Source organism: Stygiolobus sp. CP859M (assembly GCF_037389975.1).
Lineage (GTDB): Archaea > Thermoproteota > Thermoprotei_A > Sulfolobales > Sulfolobaceae > Stygiolobus.
This window is the reverse complement of sequence record NZ_JBBHKS010000013.1, coordinates 38,861-59,820: the sequence shown is the minus strand read 5'-3', so window position 1 is coordinate 59,820 and position 20,960 is coordinate 38,861. Positions and strand designations below refer to the sequence as shown.

General features: G+C 38.4%; 15 protein-coding genes and 1 tRNA gene. 5 read left to right on the top strand and 11 right to left on the bottom strand.

The window, feature by feature from the left end:
• The first annotated feature begins 18 nt into the window (after positions 1–18).
• The 3 genes from WIW72_RS05995 (at position 19) to WIW72_RS05985 (ending at position 6,089) form a co-directional block, all read left to right on the top strand.
• Positions 19–1,977: an APC family permease gene (locus tag WIW72_RS05995; protein WP_337703091.1), complete on the top strand. Its 1,959-nt coding sequence runs from the start codon at positions 19–21 to the stop codon at positions 1,975–1,977.
• Positions 1,978–2,151: 174 nt separating this feature from the next.
• On the top strand, positions 2,152–5,151 hold the full coding sequence (locus tag WIW72_RS05990) for a thermopsin family protease (RefSeq protein WP_337703089.1): 3,000 nt from the start codon (positions 2,152–2,154) through the stop codon (positions 5,149–5,151).
• Between the two features lie 83 nt (positions 5,152–5,234).
• Positions 5,235–6,089 carry a lysine exporter LysO family protein gene (locus WIW72_RS05985; protein ID WP_337703087.1) on the top strand — a complete coding sequence of 285 codons (855 nt, stop codon included), beginning with the start codon at positions 5,235–5,237 and terminating at the stop codon, positions 6,087–6,089.
• 16 nt (positions 6,090–6,105) lie between these two features.
• On the opposite strand, the gene WIW72_RS05980 is transcribed toward WIW72_RS05985, so the two are convergent.
• The 7 genes from WIW72_RS05980 to WIW72_RS05950 all read right to left on the bottom strand — a co-directional run bounded on the left by WIW72_RS05980 (position 6,106) and on the right by WIW72_RS05950 (position 13,031).
• Positions 6,106–6,606: a CopG family ribbon-helix-helix protein gene (locus tag WIW72_RS05980; RefSeq protein WP_337703085.1), complete on the bottom strand. Its 501-nt coding sequence runs from the start codon at positions 6,604–6,606 to the stop codon at positions 6,106–6,108.
• Positions 6,607–6,661: 55 nt separating this feature from the next.
• Entirely contained in the window at positions 6,662–7,528 is an 867-nt protein-coding gene (locus tag WIW72_RS05975) for a tRNA (adenine(9)-N1)-methyltransferase Trm10 (protein ID WP_443294885.1), read from the bottom strand.
• A 108-nt stretch (positions 7,529–7,636) separates the two neighbouring features.
• Positions 7,637–8,149, bottom strand: coding sequence for a hypothetical protein (locus tag WIW72_RS05970; RefSeq protein ID WP_337703081.1), 513 nt, complete (start codon positions 8,147–8,149; stop codon positions 7,637–7,639).
• Complete coding sequence (locus tag WIW72_RS05965) at positions 8,149–8,583, bottom strand: hypothetical protein (RefSeq protein WP_337703079.1); 435 nt, start codon at positions 8,581–8,583, stop codon at positions 8,149–8,151. Before WIW72_RS05965 ends, WIW72_RS05970 begins: the two co-directional genes overlap by 1 nt.
• Positions 8,576–10,087, bottom strand: a complete 1,512-nt coding sequence (locus WIW72_RS05960; RefSeq protein WP_337703077.1) for a hypothetical protein — start codon at positions 10,085–10,087, stop codon at positions 8,576–8,578. Before WIW72_RS05960 ends, WIW72_RS05965 begins: the two co-directional genes overlap by 8 nt.
• Before the next feature lie 5 nt (positions 10,088–10,092).
• Complete coding sequence (locus WIW72_RS05955) at positions 10,093–12,480, bottom strand: hypothetical protein (protein ID WP_337721274.1); 2,388 nt, start codon at positions 12,478–12,480, stop codon at positions 10,093–10,095.
• A gap of 5 nt (positions 12,481–12,485) precedes the next feature.
• The gene (locus tag WIW72_RS05950; protein ID WP_337703073.1) at positions 12,486–13,031 is read right to left on the bottom strand and encodes a hypothetical protein; all 546 of its coding nucleotides are present in this window, start codon (positions 13,029–13,031) and stop codon (positions 12,486–12,488) included.
• 729 nt (positions 13,032–13,760) lie between these two features.
• Here WIW72_RS05950 and WIW72_RS05945 point away from each other — a divergent pair.
• Positions 13,761–16,361 carry a hypothetical protein gene (locus WIW72_RS05945; RefSeq protein WP_337703071.1) on the top strand — a complete coding sequence of 867 codons (2,601 nt, stop codon included), beginning with the start codon at positions 13,761–13,763 and terminating at the stop codon, positions 16,359–16,361.
• Between the two features lie 186 nt (positions 16,362–16,547).
• Here the strand turns inward: WIW72_RS05945 and WIW72_RS05940 are convergent.
• Positions 16,548–16,634: transfer RNA gene (locus WIW72_RS05940), tRNA-Thr, on the bottom strand.
• A gap of 217 nt (positions 16,635–16,851) precedes the next feature.
• Between WIW72_RS05940 and WIW72_RS05935 the strand changes: the two genes are divergently transcribed.
• Positions 16,852–17,145 (top strand): hypothetical protein, encoded by a 294-nt coding sequence (locus WIW72_RS05935; protein WP_337703069.1) that lies wholly within the window; start codon positions 16,852–16,854, stop codon positions 17,143–17,145.
• Positions 17,146–17,380: 235 nt separating this feature from the next.
• Here WIW72_RS05935 and WIW72_RS05930 read toward each other — a convergent pair whose 3' ends face one another.
• The 3 genes from WIW72_RS05930 to treH2 all read right to left on the bottom strand — a co-directional run bounded on the left by WIW72_RS05930 (position 17,381) and on the right by treH2 (position 20,959).
• Positions 17,381–18,262, bottom strand: a complete 882-nt coding sequence (locus tag WIW72_RS05930) for a tetratricopeptide repeat protein (RefSeq protein WP_337703067.1) — start codon at positions 18,260–18,262, stop codon at positions 17,381–17,383.
• 416 nt (positions 18,263–18,678) lie between these two features.
• A complete protein-coding gene (locus tag WIW72_RS05925; protein WP_337703065.1) occupies positions 18,679–19,221 on the bottom strand; it encodes a hypothetical protein in 543 nt (180 codons plus the stop codon).
• Positions 19,187–20,959: an alpha,alpha-trehalase TreH2 gene (gene treH2, locus WIW72_RS05920; RefSeq protein ID WP_337721273.1), complete on the bottom strand. Its 1,773-nt coding sequence runs from the start codon at positions 20,957–20,959 to the stop codon at positions 19,187–19,189. The genes WIW72_RS05925 and treH2 overlap by 35 nt, the downstream gene beginning before the upstream one ends.
• Position 20,960: the final 1 nt, after the last annotated feature.

Below are 20,960 nucleotides of genomic sequence, written 5' to 3'. Positions count from 1 at the left end.
TTCATATAGTTTAAACTTATGTCTGATAGGGAAATAAAAGGGGGAGCCAGAGATTTCGGAACCCAATCAGATAAATTGTTAAGAAGATCTCTAAATAAGTTCGAATTATTATATCTCTCCTTAGGAGGAGTAATAGGTTCAGGGTGGTTGTTCGCTTCTCTGAGTACTGGTGCATATGCTGGAGGTTCTGCAATTCTATCATGGATAATTGCGGGAATCCTAGTAATGTTCGTGGGTTTAGCTTACGCTGAGCTTGGAGCTGCTATACCGAAATCTGGAGGAATAACCAGATATCCCCACTACACTCACGGAGGCGTAGTAGGTTACATAATAACTTGGGCTTATTTCCTATCAGCCTCTTCAGTACCAGCCATCGAAGCGGCTGGAGCTGTTGAGTATATAGCCTCATATTATCCACAATTAACTACTACGGGAACCTTTAACGGAACCCAGATAACAATACTAACACCTGAAGGAATAGCACTCGCCGGTCTTCTATTGCTCTTCTTCTTCTTCCTAAACTATGCAGGCGTTAACATCCTAGGTAAGGTAACACATGGAGTAGGCTGGTGGAAGTTACTAGTCCCGACGCTAACTGTTATATTTCTGTTGATATTCGACTTCCATACTGGAAACTTTACAGCTGGCGGAGGATTCTTCCCATCATCTTCCAACGTAGTAGGAGGAGCTAGTGGAATTTATGGAGTCAATGCTGTGCTTTACGCAATACCTACTACTGGAGTTGTGTTCTCATATTTGGGCTTCAGACAAGCTGTTGAATATGGAGGAGAAGGTAGAAATCCTAAGAAAGACATTCCGTTTGCAGTAATTGGTTCGTTAGTAATTGCCATATTACTTTATACAATGTTACAAGTAGCTTTCATAGGCGGAATTAACTGGAACCAATTATATCTAAATGAGTCAGATAAGCTAGTCCCAATATCAGTTGGTAATTGGAGCGCTCTACCTACAGCTGAGACAAGCAGTGGTGCAGCCATGGCAAACGGTCCCTTCTTAATATTATTCCACCTAGCACCCGAGGCTGGAGCTATTGCTGGATTATTTGTGTTATGGGCTATAGTGTTAACAATAGATGCTGTTGTCTCTCCATCCGGTACTGGATGGATTTATACTGGAACTTCCGCGAGAACTATATATGCCTTTGCCAGTAACGGCTACTTACCAGAGATATTCCTTAAGGTAGGAAAGACTAAAGTTCCAGTATTCTCACTAATTGCTGCATTAATCATAGGGTTCATATTCTTACTACCCTTCCCGTCATGGTATGCCCTAGTGTCTTTCATATCCTCAGCTACAGTGTTAACTTACATAATGGGGGGAATTAGCGTAGCGGTATTAAGGAAGCATGCACCAGAGTTAAATAGACCCTTCAAATTGCCTGGTGTATCAATAATAGCTCCCTTAGCGACGTTAGCCGCTGGTCTGATAGTATATTGGTCAGGGTTTGCTGTTCTATTCTATGTGTTTACTGGTATTACCTTCGGATTACCATTGTTCTTCGGGTATTACGCATTCAAAGTATTAAAAGTGAACAAGACCATTTCCGCCTTAGTTGGCATTATAGACATTGTAGTTTCTATAATGATCGCAATAGATTTCTTTAACGCCACTTCAGGACTAACAACAGCTAACAATACAGCGTTTTTAATTTACATACTCATTTTCGCAGTTCTATTGATGGCAAATGTAGCTCTCCTTAACTTATCCGTAAAGGATGAGGCTATTAAGAGAGAGGTAAATGCTGGTTGGTGGTTGGTAGGCTTCTTTATAGCAATATATATTCTGTCCTACTTCGGAGGATTCGGCCTAAATCCAATAATACCGTTCCCAGAGGACACCGTGGTAGCAGCTTTAGTAATATTGGGGTTCTACTTTGCAGCTGTTAAGAGCGGTTTCAGGACTGAGGCAATAGAGGAAATACTAAGCGAGACTCCCGAGCTGCCTCAACAAAGGTGAAAGCTTTACGAAGAACCCCATTATAGCTTTGTTTCTTTTTTTACATTATTTAAAGCCGATTTACGACAGTATAGTCATTGCATTTGTTTTAATATTTCTCTCTTTAATACTTCTGTCCTTAGCTATGTTTTCCGTTCTCAAAAGTTTTTAAAACTGTGATTTTAAAAACTAGATATGAATTTAAGATTACTGTTAACTTTACTCTTGATCACTTCTTTTCTTCTAGACCTCATTACATTCACTCCCATCTCTTCAACACCTGCATTGATCCCTAAGGTTTACACCAAAGACCCTCCTTATTATCCCATTGGAGTCTCATCTAACGGTGTTAGTCCCTCGGGGGTAAAAGTTGCAGTTGAGACAAGTTCTGTAATGGGTTATGTATATATAGGATCACTGTCTACGAGCGGTGCCTCTCTGCAGCTGAATGTGGTGCTAGTGATGAGCTCCTTAAGTAACCTCCAGGAATATTGGATACAGAATGCAATACAATTCGAAGGATCTCAAATGCGTTTCATAGACAATATTTGGAACTTTACAGCAAATGGTGCCGGATTGAACCCAGCATATATATATGGTAATGGTCAGGTGACAACAACAACCACAAATAATGGACAAGTGGTATCATATTACTACTATTCGACATCTTATCAATCCTTCTCAACTCCCATGTCATTGTTACTTTTCATAAATGTGTCAAAAACCCAAAGTGAGGCGGAAGTTTGTATAGGATATGAAATGGGTGGCTCTTACGTTAAATATGACACCGTGATAATAACATTAAACAATATCCTTAACGCCTATATCTTAGTGGCACCCCAATTAACCGGAAATGGGGAGTATTTTGATGCTGAGCTTGTCTGGGGAGGGTTTTCAAACGGAGCTATAGCTACATTCTCGTCAATGAAATCTCAATTAGCAATATATTATAAGGTTACGGGAACTAACTTATACTCACCGTTTCCAGAAGTTTATAACTATGGCTTCGACACAGCAGAGACTTCATCTAACATACAAGCAACCTTGGGTAATAACGGTATGGTCTGTGTGACTATCGGCAACCCAAACCCGTCCTATTTGACGAGCTATTTTACACCTTTGATCCCGGGGTGGACACTAGTTACAGTACTCTCAAACCACTACTACTTAGTTAACGGGTATAACACTACAGCAAATGTACCTTATAACACTCAAGAACCGGATTACGGAGAGTCCTATTACACATCTTACACCTCACCCTCCAGTATTACCGTACAACTTCCGCTGTTTAATACATCACTTTACCGCTATTTGCCTATAAGCAAGGTGCTAAATAGCAGTGGTAGTTATAATACCACTAACAATATAATCACTTTGTCAAACGGCTATTATCAAGTGTTTGTGAGTTATATCCGAATACCTAACTTATTGAAGGTCACAATTAATATACCCATGTGGGGGACATTGAACGGAACCCCCGCACTCATCAAATCGGGTGAATACTATTACGGAGAAGTAATAGAATTACCCATATGCAATTACTCTGTAATAGCACCGGGGGAAAGGGAACTTCTAATTCCTAACGTAACATATATAGTAATTACGACTAACATAACAATACACGTAACCGTAGTTTTACAGTACTTGGTAAATATTAAGACCGAGTACCCTTTAATAGTAGAAGTCAACGGGAAAACATTGAACGTGACTGGGAACCAGTGGTTTAACTCCTCTTCAAAAGTAGTGATCCCACTGCAATATTATTATTTATCAACGGGTATAAGAGAAGAATTACTAAATCCCACCAGCTTCATTGTAAGTCAACCGAACATAAACTACACAGCCTCATGGATAACACAATACAGACTGATAATAAACTCTCCCCTGCCATTATACGAACTGGTTAACGGGATTAATATGACGGCTACACATATACAATGGATAAACCAGAGCTCAAGAGTCCTCATCCCTCCGCAAATATACTACAGCTCGAAAACCGAGAGGTGGATCTTAACCAACAACCTTAACGTAACATTGAACTCACCCATTAATTTCACAGCAAGATTCTTATTACAGTACTACGTTATAGTCCCTTACAAGGCGTTAGTAGAAGTAAACGGGAGTTACCAGAACATAACTTCAGGATGGTATAATAATGGAACAATGATAACGGTGCCGAACAATTACCATTACCTTTCCAATGACGAAAGAGTAGTATACTACATACCAACTCCTTTCCACGTTATAGTTAACTCATCTATGACGATTACCATAATCTCTAGTTACCAATACTACGTAAGTATAAACAGAGAGTTGGAAGGGTATGTAAATGGGACTTTAATGGATGTTACAAGTGGGTGGTATAATAACGGGACTTCTATAGTGTTTAAGGTAGCCTACTACGATTTTATCGCGTCTAGCGAGAGGATAGCATGTTCTCCTAACATTACTTACATAATCGTCAATAAGCCTGTAGCTATAAATGTGTCGTTAGTTAAACAGTTCCTTGTAAACGTCCTTTCTCCGTACCCGCTAAGAGGCATAGCAAACGGGATGATCATGAACTTTACTACGGGATGGTACGACTCCGGACTTTCAATATACGTGCCGGTTCAATACCATTACGTTAACAATTATAGCAGGTATGTCCTGATTAATAATATGACAATAAGAATTGAATCTCCCCTGAACTTTACAGCTATTTGGAGGTTACAATTCTTCGTTAACGTGAGTTCACATTATCTTGTATTAGCCCTTGTTAACGGTCACCTCGTCAATTTCACTAACGGGTGGTATTTCAACGGAAGTAAGATACAAGTTCTGACTAACGTAACTTACCCAATAAATAGTACGGAAAGATATGCAGTCCTCTCTGTATTACCTTTCTCTAATTTTACATTAATAAAACCTACCTCAATTACAGTAATTTATTACCCACAATACTTGGTCACAATAAACGGACAGAAGTCATGGTACTTTAAGGGCAGTGAAATAAGGTTAAATACTACAGTTCCCTTTTTCGAGAGTGTAAAGTGGACTGGGACATATAATTTACCGAATGGAGTTGTGATCATGGTAAATAAACCCATAGTGGAAAACGCAGTAGTTTCTATCAACCTAGTAAATGTTGTGTCTGTGGTATTACTGATAATCTCCTCGCTTTTAATGCTATTTGCGGCAATTAAAAGAAGATAAGGAGGAAGAAAGTTTTAGACAAAACTTATTTCTCTCCACTAAAGTAAGGATAATCATTTAAGCAGAATATTATATTGAGTTGTATGAACTTTACACTGACTTTTCTCTCTCTATATCTTATAAGTATGGCTATAGGAAGGAAAGTCAAACTGCCTTCAGTGATCACGGAAACTACAGTGCTAGTCTTGATATTCACTATTTCCTATTGGGGAGGCGTTACAATTCCAGTCAACGAGATCGCTAGCGTTCTGTTAATATCCCTAATTATGGCAACCTTGTTAATCCTCATAACATATGTTATAGGCTTATTCTTTATAGACAAAGTTCATTTATACCCTATGAAAGTTAACTTGAGGATGCAAATAAAATACGTTATACCTTTGGTTTTGGGTCTTATCTTGGGACTTGGAATCAGGTTTGAGCTACCTTTTACATTCATCATAGACTATGAGTTATACTTTTTGGCTGTAATTATAGGTATTGAGATAGGCAGGAGCTTTAACATAGGATTACTCAAGAGGACTACGGCACTAGCGATCTTAGCAGTTACGGTTGACGTGGTAGGGGCTATAATACTCTCAGTGATCTTCTCCCCCTTAATTCCCTTAAAGGCAAGTTTAATGATAACCTTAGGATCAGGTTGGTATTCGTATACGGGACCATTCGTCGCTAAATACTTCGGTCCAGCTCTTGGCGTAGTCGGGTTTCTGAGCAACTTCCTGAGAGAGCAATTAGCTTTCATCTTGTTACCGATCTTACTAAGAGTGAAGGCAACTCCTATAGGTGCTATAGCCATAGGAGGGGCTACGTCTATGGACGTAACGTTACCTCTATACGTGGACTTGTTAGGCGGAGAATACGCTGTAGGGGCAATGATAAGTGGTTTTATTTTAACTTTGCTCATACCCATTATTTTGCCAACGATTGCATTACTATGACGAGAAAAGGCCTCTTTCACGGGACTTGAGTTATCCTCTTTACGAACTTACATTTTTGTAAAACTTTAAACTTATTTAACGATCTAGGTATAACGAGCTCATCCACTGACACGATAGAGTCGATATATCTATCTAGAGTAGGCTCATCTATGTCTTCTAACACGAGTTTTTTTATGTTCCTGAACAAGACGGGTTTACCCAGACTCGTTATCTCGTTCTTATTAGCCTCAAGTTCTTCAACGTCGGATATGATCACGACGTCCTTTTTAGCCTCGTTAAACCCATCGATAAATGCCTTCCCCGTCTCCCTAGCCTTGGAAACTGCATCGTCGATCTTTTCCCCAGCTTTTCCCGCTAATCCAAGAAAAGTACTCATAGCTTGGTTCATTATTTCCCCTACCGTCTTCCCGCTCTGTCTTGACAGATTTACTATCCTGTTATATAGATCGCTATCTACTCCCCTTATAGTAATGGTCTTTCTATTATTGTTGTTTTGATCTTGAGGATTTGAAGACATATGTTAATATTGTCACACTGTTTAATAAGTTTCACTGTTATACATGTTTAACACATCATGAGGTCATCCTCAGCCTCGATTTCACCATGTGTAAAACCTTATCGTCAGCTTTTAACCATTTTAATTCCACTTCTAAAACGTCTAAGCCTAGCCTGTGGACGTCATACAAGATCCTAGCCACTTTGTCACCTTTCGACATAGTTGATATCACCGCTTCCTCCAAACTTTCACCTTCCTTAACTTTCAGCACGATTTCGGCTATCTTGTTAAACTCGTCTGGGACTCCAACTACAGACCCCCGTAACTTTATCCTTACACGGGGGTAGTCATAGCTCCTCATCTTAGCTAACTCGGTAGTGGCGTATTTCAGTCTTCTTCCCTTATCTACAATTCCTCCCATGATGAATACGTCCGAATTCCTTATTATTTCCTCGTTTGCATCGACATCACCATAAGGGTCGAGCACTATAGCAGGGGCGTCAACGCTAAACGAGCTCACTGTCAAGGCTTTTCCAACCTTTATACCTCCGACTACCACCATATTCCCATCCCACCAAAACTTTCTCACCACGTTCAAAGTCATAAATAATTGCGTTAAAGTCTTCTTCTTCTCGTCCTCATCTAATCTGTTGAATAGGCCTAGGTCTACAACAATTTTAGGGTATTGCGGGGGGTTATCAAGAACGTTCTTACCACCTTTCCTATAAATACAGTCACTAATTTCCTCCCCCCTACCTTTCAGGAGTCTAATGCCGTCAATATTAGCTACAGTTACTCCCTTCATCTCACCCTCCACAATACCGTAACCCTTCACGAGCATTTTTACGGCTAGTCCTTGTAAATCTACTGGCTCTCTACCTATGTAGAGGGAGAAACAACCGAGTTCCTTTAGCCTTGACAATAAATAAGTGTAAAGCATAATACAGACTATTTTAACATACTTAATAATTTGTTGAGGTTTAGACAACGTTTAGAAAAGGAAGACTCGTATTGTAGGGTTGATGTTTTTAAAAAACTTCTAAGTTAGCTGTCATACCGACGCGTTAGGCGGTAGAAATACAGTTACTCCGTTCCCAAAGATGATATATATATCTGGTGCTGAACTTGACTGTATTAACAAGGTGTAGGGGGACGTAGATATATGTATATTTATAGGGTATTTCATTTGTTGGGGGGACGTAATCATCATCGGTTCAAGTCCCTGACTATTATACGCGATTATACACGTTATATTTACACTATAAGGACTAGAATAGTCAAATTGAGGATTAAGTTGAAATGTTATTTCCAAACAATAACCGCTATTCGTCGGAAAAGCATAGTACGATATGTTGAGTATATCGTTCTTTAACTGAGCCTCCATCAAGTCGTGTAAGTACTTATAATTTTCCATAACATATGTCGTGGTACTATACTCCGAGTTCTCCAACTGCAATGTAACTGCCGTAGAAACTGCTAACGTCACTATTATGATCAATATCAACATGGCTGCGACAACATTACTCACTCCTTTATTTTTTCTCACGTTTTTTATCCCACTCATTATCCCACCAAGACAGAGCTATTAGTACCTACTTGAGCGTAGTAAGTCTCGTTAAGGTACTCTAACTGGACTAGTAAAGTGTTAGCCGGACCATTAATTACAAAACATTCAGTATTCGATGAACTGGGATTGCCGGCCACATAATTTGCCTTAACCCACTCACCCTTTATCGAGTAATTATATATGCAAAATACTATTGGTTTTGGAGACCCAGCTGTCCACTGAATCAATAGCTTTGACGTCCCATATAGAGGAACAGTATAAGTAATATTGATTACCCCTATGTTAGGTTGAGGAGGGCTCTCTGGTACTAGATCTTGGGAGTAGGAATAGGTTACATAAAAGAGAAGAGGCACCATAACTCCTAGAATGAAAATTAATAAAATAAGAAACCCTATTATATCAGATAATCCTTTTCTAAGCTTTCTAACCATTTTTTCTTACACCTCTAACGAGGTAGAGAAAGAAAAATATAACTGTAACAAAAATAATTACAAGCAATATGTAAAAATCGAAAGAAGGATTAGTGATAGAAGATGCTATACTTTTATTGCTGCTAGCCGTTGACGCATTCTGAACCGGTATCGGTGTAGCTGAGAAAACTAACGTATTATTACCGTTCACTTGGTATTCCAAGTTAACAGGGAATACCTTATAATTAGGTACGGAGACGTTTATGAAGTAAGTAGTAGAATTACTTAAGTATAAATTGACTACGGGTGAAGACTCATTATATGGAGTACCGTTAACATAAAGTATCCAATGAGTACCGTTTTTAACTCCTTCTAAATCTACTTTGACTTGTACTAATTCGGAGGTGTACCTAACATCTAAATCTGTATTGCCAGTTAAGTTTAACTCTATCGACGTTATGTTAGGCTTAAATCCCAAGTAGTTCATAAAAGTAATATTATACAATACATTACCGGCTAACTTAAGTGTTATAGAACCGTTAGTAGATGTGTAGTCCTGACCGTTGATTTCAACTGTAAAAGTACCGTAAGAAGGTAGACCTAATTCCTTAAGCGTCAACACGTATACTGGTGGAGGGAGCAACTCAACTTTCACTAGTCCGTATTTAGTGAGCACATAAAAAGCTCCGTTATAACCTGTTGCGTCTGAGACCGGAGTAAAGTTAGAGTAAATTACTTGATATCCGTTAAGGGAATCTAAGACTTCATATCCCGTCTCCCCAGCCACATACACAAGCCCGTTATTATAGTATATCCAGTAGGGGGTAAAAGGTAGAGGTACGTAGTCGATGTTGTAATAAGGTAATTGAGAGAAGTAGTTTACGGGTATAACGAATAAGTCCAACACCGATAAGTTGTTAAAAACCCATAGCCCGTTAGGGGAAAAGCTCCCAGATATAAATGTATTATTAGCGAAAGTCATAGCTGTCAGAGCATCCTGATAGTAGATGACCGTCCTGTTACTCCCGTTATAACACAAGAAAGTATAACCTTCCTCAGAGTCGACAATAGCATAGGAATTTGTAAACGTAAGGAATCCAAAGCTCTCGTAAATGTAGTAAGACTTAACTATATGAGTGCCCTTAATTATGTACACATATTGATAGTTAGCTGTTACATACAGTTCGCTAGTATAGTTATCTACAAATAACCTTTGGGGTAAAGGGACGTCGATTTGTGTTACTGTCCCATTATAAAAGTACAGAGAACCATTTGTAGTTATGAAATAGAACCCATCAAGGAAAGCAAGACATTTGATATCATAGCCCGTCAAAATATAGGAGTTATTCTCTAACGAGAATATCCCATTAACAGTACCTAAATAAAGTTCACCATTTGCAAACGTGAAAGTGTTTGAACCCTGAGGGATGGATAAGGATATCGGATCATAAGACACTGTCTCCACAGAAGCTAAGGCAACTACTACAAAAAAAGCAAAAATAATTGGTTTTGCGTTAATTGTCATACGAATCACTCAGAAGAAGTTTGGAAAGAGCTAATCGGTACCGGGACAAACGAACTATAGCCGGGTGGTATCCACATCAACCCGAAGAATATACCTAATGGCTCGGATGTACTATAGTCGGATGGTATATTAAATGTAAAGACTATAGTAATGTTTACACTGCCGGTCAGGGTATGATCAAATGTTGGTTGGTTTTTTACGACCGCTGAGGGGTCATTTGAATAAAGGACATGTATCTGCTTATTACTACTCATATACCCGTTAAACACCAATTTTCCGTTTATGTAAACTTTACCATACTCATTTGCCCACACGAAATTGTTATTATTATGAGTCTCGGAGGTAATCCCCGGTGGACAATCCGTAAAGTTAAAGGAAAAGGTATAAGTACCCTTCTCAGGGGGAACCAAGTTAGCTTGGAATTCTATTGTCACATTCTGACCGGTCTCTGATAGTACAGCGGGGTTAAACACTAACGGGGTTGCACCACTCCATAACACCAAACTACCGAACGGTGTGAAAGCAGTAGGTATGGCACCACCTAATCCCCAAAACGCATCGTATTGGCTCTCGTTCACTAAGTTATATACCTCATACCCTACCATCTGACCGTTTATAGTTCCGTATTGTCCATTATTTGCATGAGGTTGTTGTGTACTATAACATTCCTCGGTTTGCAATGGATAAACATTATTTATCTTAGAGTAAACTACGTAGTTCTGAGTCCACATTACTTTTATGTCATTAAAGTCGGGTAGTCCACCGTGGTACAAGAAGTTTATCGCGTTAGGTGTAAGCGAAACATTATAGATAATAGTTGGACCTAAAGCACCGTCAAAAGAGTAATACTTTGAGTCACCTGTATTTACATCACCTGCGACCCCCGGTAATGATTTAAGTAATTTGTTACTACCATTATATACTGACCCGACGTCTATTATAGATAGTGGGCTATTATTTAGCTGTAAATTAGGTTTTAACTGTACTTGTGAAACTAATGAACCGTTGACATATAGGGACATAACGCCGGTTGAGGCGTTATATGAACCAGCAATCATCATAAGGTACGTAGCTTGTTTTCCGTTTAATGTAGTTTCAGCTGGTACAGGGTTGGGGTCTACTATCGTTACCCACGTGTCGTTATACAATTGTACAGTAAATGCTATATAAAATTCATTATTGTTGCCACCACCGGGGGGATTACCTGTATTAGCTATCCCATTACCTATTACAATGCCAGCGTCACCAGTCCACACTGCATAACCACCTAGCGGCGCGTAATTCGAGTAATAGGGTACATTTGCCTTAGGACCACTGCTAAGTAGATTAATACAATTTTGAGAACTTGGTCCACCTCCTGGTCTTCCACCACCTGGTCCACCTCCTGGTCCTCCACCATTAGGACCAGTAGAAGCTTCAACATACGGTATATCTAACCCTTGGTAGATTCCAGAGTCTGGTATTACCCACTGTATTATTGTTTGGTTCTGTAGCATTGGGTTGTTACTCCCGCCGCATTTCGTAGCATTTAACATGCCTATGTGGTCGTTGTCACTCTGGTACCCGGTGAGGAAAGAAGACAGAGGTAAACCGTTGGCGTGAAGGCATTTCTCTAGTATATACCCCCCACTAACTTCCACAGTCGCATAGTCCTTGATTATCTTAATAGCGACTACTCCAGTAGCTGTAGGATTTGGGAATATTATAGTAGTACCGTTTGGAAGAGCTACTATTTCCCCTGAACCTATTACTGGTGGAAGAGCAGTAGTGTTAGGTTCGAATATTTCCGTGCCATTAGGTAAGTTCAAAGTCATTTCACTGGTCACTGTTTCTGTACTAGGCGAGCCCTCAGCATATATATACTCAACTTGCGTATTCTGTCCCGGGTATAACGTGATGTATGCACTGGACTGTTGATTATTTAAGAACAAAGTCCATATGTTGGTACACTCCAGCCCACCGAATTGTTTTGGATAGAGTACTATTTGGTTAGCATAAGACGTTACTATATCTATAGGTCCCGAATAAAAGCTTGGCGTAAACAAGTATATCGTCAGATCGGAACTCACGGTCAAGTTTCCAGGGTATGCAGGTACCCATGAAGTCCCATTAAAGTAATAAATCCCCCTAATTTGCAGAGGATAAAAGCCGTGGAGGAATTCGAATTTTAATACGTCTTGTCCGCTCGGAGTTAGTACGTAGGATATTAAAGGATCCCCGCTTTCTATCTGGAACATTTGTTGATCCCTTGCTTGTGTAGCCTGAGAGACATATTGCTTACCTTGAATGTCGTAAGACGGTGAGGTCATAGTGAACGCGAGGAATGGTATTATCACACTAAACAACAAGATCATAAATATTAGCCCGACAATCACAGAAGCTTGTGCTTTCACAACCATCACCCCGTAGTATATGTGTATGCTACCCTGAAATAGTAATTTCCCGTACTATATATCATCCATATTATTAATATCTCCCCTCTTGGTATAGTACCACTTATCACGAACGGATAATTAGCCGGTAACGTATAACCCGTTATTGACTCTGTGAGTTCATGTCCATTAGTGTCATAGACGGGACCTACTGTTACCTTAGTCATACTTGTCCCGTTAGGGAAACTAGCTGAAAAAGGAGTGGATGAAGACTGGGGGGTAAGAACGGCTATAGAAGGTAGTGAAGACGCAGGTTCTTCAAACATAAAGACCGTAACGTTACCATTGAAACCAGGTATGTAAGGATATACTACAAAGGAATACCCATTAGTACCTATGTCTGGAGGAGAAACTGAAATAAGAGACGCTGACGCTAAAGTCCTAGCTTGTTGTTCGGCGAGTGTAAAAGCATATTGGGGGATTATTAATGCTTGGGTGAGCCCAAAGAAGACTAACCCTATAACTAAGGCTGCAGCGACTAACAGAAACTCACTAGCTGCTACTGATACCATGTAAAATAGTCTGTAAAACCTTCTATTTATTCCTTTCGTTCGATAATATTAGCTTAACTAATTATTTCCGATTATCTGTATAGAATTGAATGATGTATAATAGAGATTTTAGGATAAATATGCTAAAAATTTATTTATAATTTTTTATCTGTCTACTCTGAAAATGAACGTAAGGTTAGATGAACACGTCGTCTAACGGACGCTTCTAAACAGTGGATTGAGTAAGCGAATAGGAACTTTCCTAAGGCTAAGCATAGATAGACATAGCTTTGACGTGTTAACAACACTCTTCACTAGATTAGTGAAGTTAAAGGTGTAAAAAATATAGGGAAGTGGTGAAAGATAAATTAGATTACATAATATTCTATAATTTTGATTCAAAGTCTAAGCGGTGACGTAGTTCTTAACACGCAGTTTTTAATAAGAGTGCATTTTGCTAACCTATAGTCCTAATAATCGGTGAGACTTCAAAGAACAAGGCCTTTTGCTATCCTAGCGAAGGCTTAAACGTGTTCTTAGAGTGCTCGTTATCCTTGACTTGCTTTTAAAATACAGAGCGATCCAATTATCAGTCATCAAAGGTAAATGCAAATCTGACGAGAAAAAATTAGTTTTGCTAATATGATATATGTTAGTTTCACAAACATGATACGTTAATTGTCCTAAAAATTTTCGTTAACCTTGTATCTGAAAGAAAAATTAAAATAGAGGATTAGGCAAAATTCACTCATGAGTAGTGGAGTCACAACTCTAATTCTTGTTATGATTACGATATCCTTAGCTGTAGTTGTTGTAGGTTATTATTCGTCTCTAAGTGCTATCACCTCGAATAGTATTATACCCTTACAGACAGCAATGGAATTGTCTAAGGAAATATATATATCGTACTCACCACCGGTTATAAGCTACATAATACCTACAGAACCTAATATGCCGTTGAATTTATCAGTAAGGTCATTAGTAACCTTAAACTTAAACTTCAGTGGGCCTTTATATGTAGTACCCTTCTTAATGAAAACCAACTATGCCCCATACAACTACATTCCGGAGGGCTATTATGGCGGTTATATAAACCAAATTTCTAATCCTGACTACATTGGTTACGTCAGCGTTTTAGGGAGCGGAGTAACAAAAGAAGTGACATTCCAGAACACTCAAGTAAACCTACTAACTAGGAGTATAGCTGGTATTAGTTTTTACGCGTTTGAGGTAGAGCCAAATAGCGTTTTGAACGTGAGCTTCACGACTAACGCGTCTTATGTACCAGTCTTATGGATTTTAGCTAACGTATCTGGTCAAATGTTCAGGATTGCATATCCAGTAATTGAAGCTCAACAATATGTGAATACTTACTCAGGGAATGTATCTAGTGTGATCATAACTACTTACGGACAATTATTTGAACAGTATTTCGGACAATATTCGTTACTATTTGAAACAGCCCCCGGTTCTACGGTAACTTTTGATGGAAACGATGAAATAAGTATGCCTGGTGATATCGGATATAATGACGGAGGACAAGGTCAGCTTATAATTAATGGTCATGACCATGTTTCAGCCTACTACTTGTACTATTCACCTGGTACAAGCATTACTACACACGGTTCACCTCAGTTACCTCCAACTGGTCCCAGTAATAATATTCCTTACGTGCCTATGACCGATTTGCTTAATCCGTTGTATGAACTATATAACCCTTATGAATACCAGTTGCAATTAGAACATGAGGCAAACCAGATATACAACCAGTACAAAAGTCAATTTCAGACTAATCCGACTACCTCAATTTCAGTGTCAGAACCCGTAACAATAAATACTCCAACCATCTTTACTCACTCCGTAGTTTTTACCACGTCTGCCGGAAGTGGACCTTTCAACATTACCTTCAACGCTCCAGTTATATTTGAATGCCCCGTTACTGATCAAGGAGTGAACTTAACATTTAATAGTTTAGTAATATTTGAGGACATATTTACTGTGTCAAATGCAGCCAATATCACGTTTAATAGTATTCCAGTGTTTGAGGGAAGTGTAGGCGTAGAAAATAACTTAAATATGGTAGCCAAAGAGGGACTATTATTCAATTCCTCAGCAAGTGGTGCCTGCGTAACTTTTAGTGCAACTAAAATTAAAATAGTATCTGACGGACCGACGATTATGAACTTAACAAGTTCCTCCTCTAGTATAAAGTTCAATGGCAATGTATGTATTTATCAAAACTCCCCCGTAATGAGCATGAGTGCTAATCGTATTACATTTTATGGTGACACTGTTATAGACAGTAAATATCCCGTATTCTTACAGACTAATGGTCAATCAGGTAATGTCGCATTTTGCGGAAATAGTAATATAGATGTGCAAGGAGGTATGGTTATAAATGGTCAGTCAACTAACGTGGTATTCAGTGGAGGTTCACAGTTAAATATACCTAATGGTAATCTTATAATCAATGCTGGATCTTTATCATCTTCAACAAGTTCAACTAACCTCCATGGGAATAACATAATAAATGTTAACGGACAAGTTGCAATACAATCATACACGATAACCTTTAAAGGAGATACTTGTTTAACATCAGATGGCTATGCTATACTTTACGGGCAAGATATCTGCTTTAAAGGAAACAATAATAACATTATTATTCAACCAGGTGTTGCAAATAATTACGTAAATAATCAGGAGATTAAGTACGTGTTACCCTTGGGATTAGACAGCAATGCTCCATTATATATGACGGGTTGGTTTGACGTAGTTCCAAATAACGGGTCTACTACGGTTGTTAACGCCTTGTTAACCAACCAAACTTACCAAGTAGACATCTCTTTAAACGTGAAACCGGTGACCCCGACTGAATATAACGTGACATTGTATGTAAACAATACGTTAGAAGGTTATTCCTCTAGTAACGAGTTATTGAGTGCTAACAACAAGTACATGTACGTTATTGAGGGTTATGTGAGTGGTTCTATAACTTATCTCGAGTTAACAATATATAGTACTTCAGGGTCTAACCCAGTGGTGACGATGAATAAACAAGTATGCTTACCGTTAAATACCGGAGCCATCGTGGAGATAGGTCCTGAGACCAATTATCAGTTTATGATATATTCGGGCACGAGTTCGCTGACCAACCTCATGTTGGCTAACGGGCCTTACGTTAATATAACGAACCAACTAAGTAGTAATTTACCTAATGGGATCTCTCACCTCTATTATTACTATCTAATTGCACCTCCCGTTGATTCTCAAGTAGTATTACAGCCGACTTATTACTATCCTAGTAGTGGCAATGTACCGTACTTAGAAGTAACGGGCAACTCTTTAGTATAAAAGGTCGTCTCAGAAAAGGTATTTTTTGTTTCTTCCCTTATTTATATCCATATTTATAAACAGACTTAGAGATTTTCTTATACAATATTGCCACTGATTGTAGCTCGGACCCGTAGTAATACTTAGTGTTGATCAGAACCTTGTTATTATTATTGAATACACGAAACTGATCATGAAGAACGGAAAAGCCGCGGCCGGGATTTGAACCCGGGACCTCTGCCTGTCTGCCCTGTATACCAGGGCAGCGCTCTAGCCAGGCTGAGCTACCGCGGCATTTAAAAATTGCCTTGAATGGAATATAAAATCTTCGCCCCGACTAAGCAGCCCCATATTTTAATATTTGCTGAAAGGCACAAAATAATGATGTTAAAAACATTAATGAGTTTCTATTATACTTTTATGGATTTATAGTAGGTCACACCCACTCCTAGAATATAAAAGTTTATATAAAGTTTAAGTATATATATACCAAACTAGTGAGGCGTTAATAATGACAGTCACAGCATCGAGCTTCGTAGAGAAGCATATTAGTGAGTATCTGGAGAGGCTAAGCCTGAGTCGTTGTTGGCTCTTTAACTTTAACGTGATAAATGACAAAGAGGCTTTTCTTAAGAATGTAATATTCAGTAAATACAGCACAGTGGGATTCGTAACAAATGTGAATAAAAAAGATAAGGCAAAAGAATTAGTTGAGATTTCTAAGAAGTATGGTGTAGTAGCTGTTGCGTATTTGAGTGAAACGCTTAATGAACAAAACTTTCTTGTGTGCGTTAAAAGTAAGTAATTTATGTAGAAAACTAAGTATTTTAACTGAGTGTTATCATAACCTTATTTCAATACCGCCCAAAAAGATCGAGGACTTTATGTTCTATTAACCGACAATTTTTGTGAATTTAAATTTAAAGATGTAGATTTAGAGGATCTACGTAAACTTATAATGATTTGATGATTTTTAATACCTTCACTTAAGGCTCTCTATTCTGGGAAATTATTAACATGGACTTTAATAGCTGTTTCACTTATGAACACAAAATTTCTACTTCTTCTTTTACTTTACCTTTTATTTTTTTCTCCTTAATGTCTTCACAAAATATATCTCTATATTCTTCAAAATCCTTGACGAATTCTTGTGCAATCTTCAGGGCTTTTTCCTGATCAAAGTGAGACAGAATTTCAACCTGAGTAGAGATTAAGTACGGGTTATCTGGGTCTATTTCTAAAGCCTTACTTATCTCTTTAATTGCCTCCTCTTTTTTCTCTAATTCAAGAAGTATTTCGGCCTTAGTCTCGTAATAATATGGATTGTCAGGGTTAATTGTAATTGCCTTATCAAGATATTCGAGTGCCTTTTTATGCTCTCCCATCTTGTAATAAGTAAAGCCTATAGCGTAAAGGTTCTCGTCTTTTTCAATACCTTTTTCATACTCCTTTATAGCATCCTCATATTTACCGAGTTTAAAGAGTATATCGCCCTTAAGTTTACGCATTGACTCATCTTCTTTTATTATTATAGCTTTGTTAATAGCGTCTAGAGCCTCTTTATAATTTTCCAGCTCATAGAGAATGTTAGCCATATAGTAAAGGAACTCTGGGTCGTATTCAAGCTGCTTATTTGTCTGTAACGCTTTTTGCATCTCCTTTAGGGCTCTTTCAAATAACTCGACGTCTTGTTGCTCATATCCTAGAGAATAAAGTATGTAACTATAAAGGGTAGAAAATCTTGGTTCATTACCAGTCCTCTTAGCCTTCTCCGCAAACCTTAACGCTTCCTTTAAATTCCCGCTCTTGAAATAGATAAGGGCTAAGTAGTAAAACTTTATTGGAGTGTCTTTCTGTCCCTCGACTAGGTTTAAGGCATCTTTATATTTACCTTCTTTTATCAGCTTTTCTACTTCTTCCACATGGGATTTGTTGTACTCATGTTTAAAACGTTAGCGCAACGAGGATCGAAAAAGTTAGTCAATTTTGTAGAACTTTATATCAATAGTATAATATAAACTAATTAAATTAAATTTTACTACAAAGAAAAATAGGGAATAATTTTTTAAAGTAATAAAATATAATATATAATTTTTTTAACCTTTCAAAGTAAATTGCTTTCAAATTCATGTCTAAATTTTTGAAATAGTTAGAATTAGATATTTAGATGGATTGAAAGAATAAATAGGATCTAGATGAAGATAAGTAAGCATCGTTTAATTTATCTTTGCAAATTATTAAACCCAATATGAAGTCATTTTCTATTTTTCACTTGATAAAGCAGATAATTACTACGAAGCAAGATTTTTCCGTTAAAGTGAAATCGATGAAATAGTTCTCAACTTTTTGTAAATAGATAATTCTTAGTATATATTTTCAAATCTTTCAACTTCATCTTATCAATTTCCTTCAACTTCTCATTTATCTTTCTTAAATAGTCTTTGCTGAGCAGTGTTTTGACTCCTTCCATCTCTTCTTCTCCTCTCTGAGTAAGTCTAACTTGACTCCTAGTTAAATATAGAAATTTATTCTTAACCAGAGCGTTCAAGTGAGATTCAATTCTAGAGCTGTAAATGAAGTATAACTTTCCCCATCTAAACGTGAATAGGGGGTTCTGAACTGCGAGAGAAGAAGATATCATATCGTATATGAAAAAAGCGTTCACGTATAACTTATATTTTTTCTCCGTACGTTTCCCGTTCATAGCTAAGAAAATTAAGTTGTCTATCGTTATATCGTAATCAACTTCCTCTTCTTCGCACAAGTTATCCCGACTATTAGCCAAGTACTTCAGAATATAATATGCACTTTCACAAGACCCGAATTTTTCTATCTCCTCGATCGCCTCATTGATCAATTGGAACATTCTGCTGTATTTCATTCTTCTTCTCCTCCAGTTCAACTATTGTCATTACTACCCCAGAGTGCGGGAACAAGTGGGGAAAATTACCCCTTGCCTCACACGTCTTGAGGTCTACATGTTCACCTATTAAGCCCAGAGGGGAGGAGCATTGCCTAATTCTATCCAGTAACTCCAATGCCTTACCCTCTTGGTTTAATCTTACGTAAACTCTCGCCATCCACAAGGTCACTAACGTAAAGGGATTTACGGTAAAGCCCAAGAAGTCCTTTCTGTACCTTAAATATAAACCTTCCCCCACTTTCAACTCCTTTTCTATTCTATCTAGTGTGTTCAGAAACACTCTATCTTCGGCTTTTATGAAATCGTAGAGAGGTAACGTTAAGAGTGCGGCATCTATTTCATCTCCACCATAATACCTTATAAAAGACCCGTCTTTTACTCCGTTCCTCATTACATCCTCTCTTATTTCATTAGCTGTGATCTTCCATTCTTCAGCCAGCTCGCTATAACCGAGTGCTGAAGCCAGTTTTGAAGCCCTATCCATCGACACCCAACTCATGACTTTAGTATGGGTGTAATGTCTTGTCACTCCCCTTTCCTCCCATATGTCGGTGCTCGGGTCTCTCCACGAAGATTTAACCCAAGACGCTATTGATTCAATAACCCAGAAGTTCCTATCAACGTAATCATCATCTTCAGTCTCCTTATAATACGTGTACAAGGCGTTCATAAATTCTCCTTCCAAGTCCATTTGTATTTGTAAATAAGCTGCGTTGCCGATCCTAACGGGTTTACTATTGAGGAATCCGCTTAGCCAATCAAGAGTTTCCTCAGCTGGAGGTGGTGTACCGTCAATCGTATAAAATGGATGATCGAAGCTCTTTGAGGAGGGATCTAACACACTAATTAAGAAGTCTAATGTCCTCCTAGCATAGTTAGTTAACCCAGCCTTAACTAGAGCCTCTACAGCGTAAGAGGAGTCCCTGACCCAGACAAACCTATAGTCCCAGTTTCTGCTCTCTCCGACTATTTCTGGGATCGAAGACGTAGGAGATGCTATAATTCCTCCCGAAGGCTTATAGTACATTCCTAGAATCACTGATAGGGAGCGGTAGTACATATCTCTCAGAACGTTTACTTTTCTCGTTTGGGACAGTTCCTTTTCCGTATAGCTTATAAGTTTCGAGAAGGCATCGTAAGGCTTAGAATACACAAAGCCTTTTTGGCTAAAGAGTCCGTATCTCAAATCTTTTGAATAGAGTAAGTAGAGGTATCCCCTTCCGGGTTTAATAGTGATCTCGTAAGGTGATTTTATTTCAAAGTTCCCGTATATTAGGAGCTCTAAGCCTTCCTTCGACAAAGGGTTTTTGTAGACAACGCCTTTGTCCTCAACTATTTCAGTCCCAGCATTGATTAAACCGTAATTGAAAACGGGTCTGACGACAGCTTTCAACTCCACTTCACTATCGTAAAGCCTTATGATCGCAGGTAAGGAGAGGGGAAGAAAGTCTATTACTTTCGCCTCTCCCGAAGTAGTCTTGAAAGAGGTCTTAACTACTAGTGAATAACCTAAATACTCTTGCTGCACTTTGTACTCGTTTGATAAAGGGGTAAGTAAAAAGTAACCACCTTTTTCACTGTCAAGAATCTTGGTGAAAACTGAAGGTGAATCATAACGAGGTACGGGAAACCACTCGATACTTCCGTTTACCTCAAGGGCCGATGTTAATCCGTTAGATAGGAATGTGTAATTCATG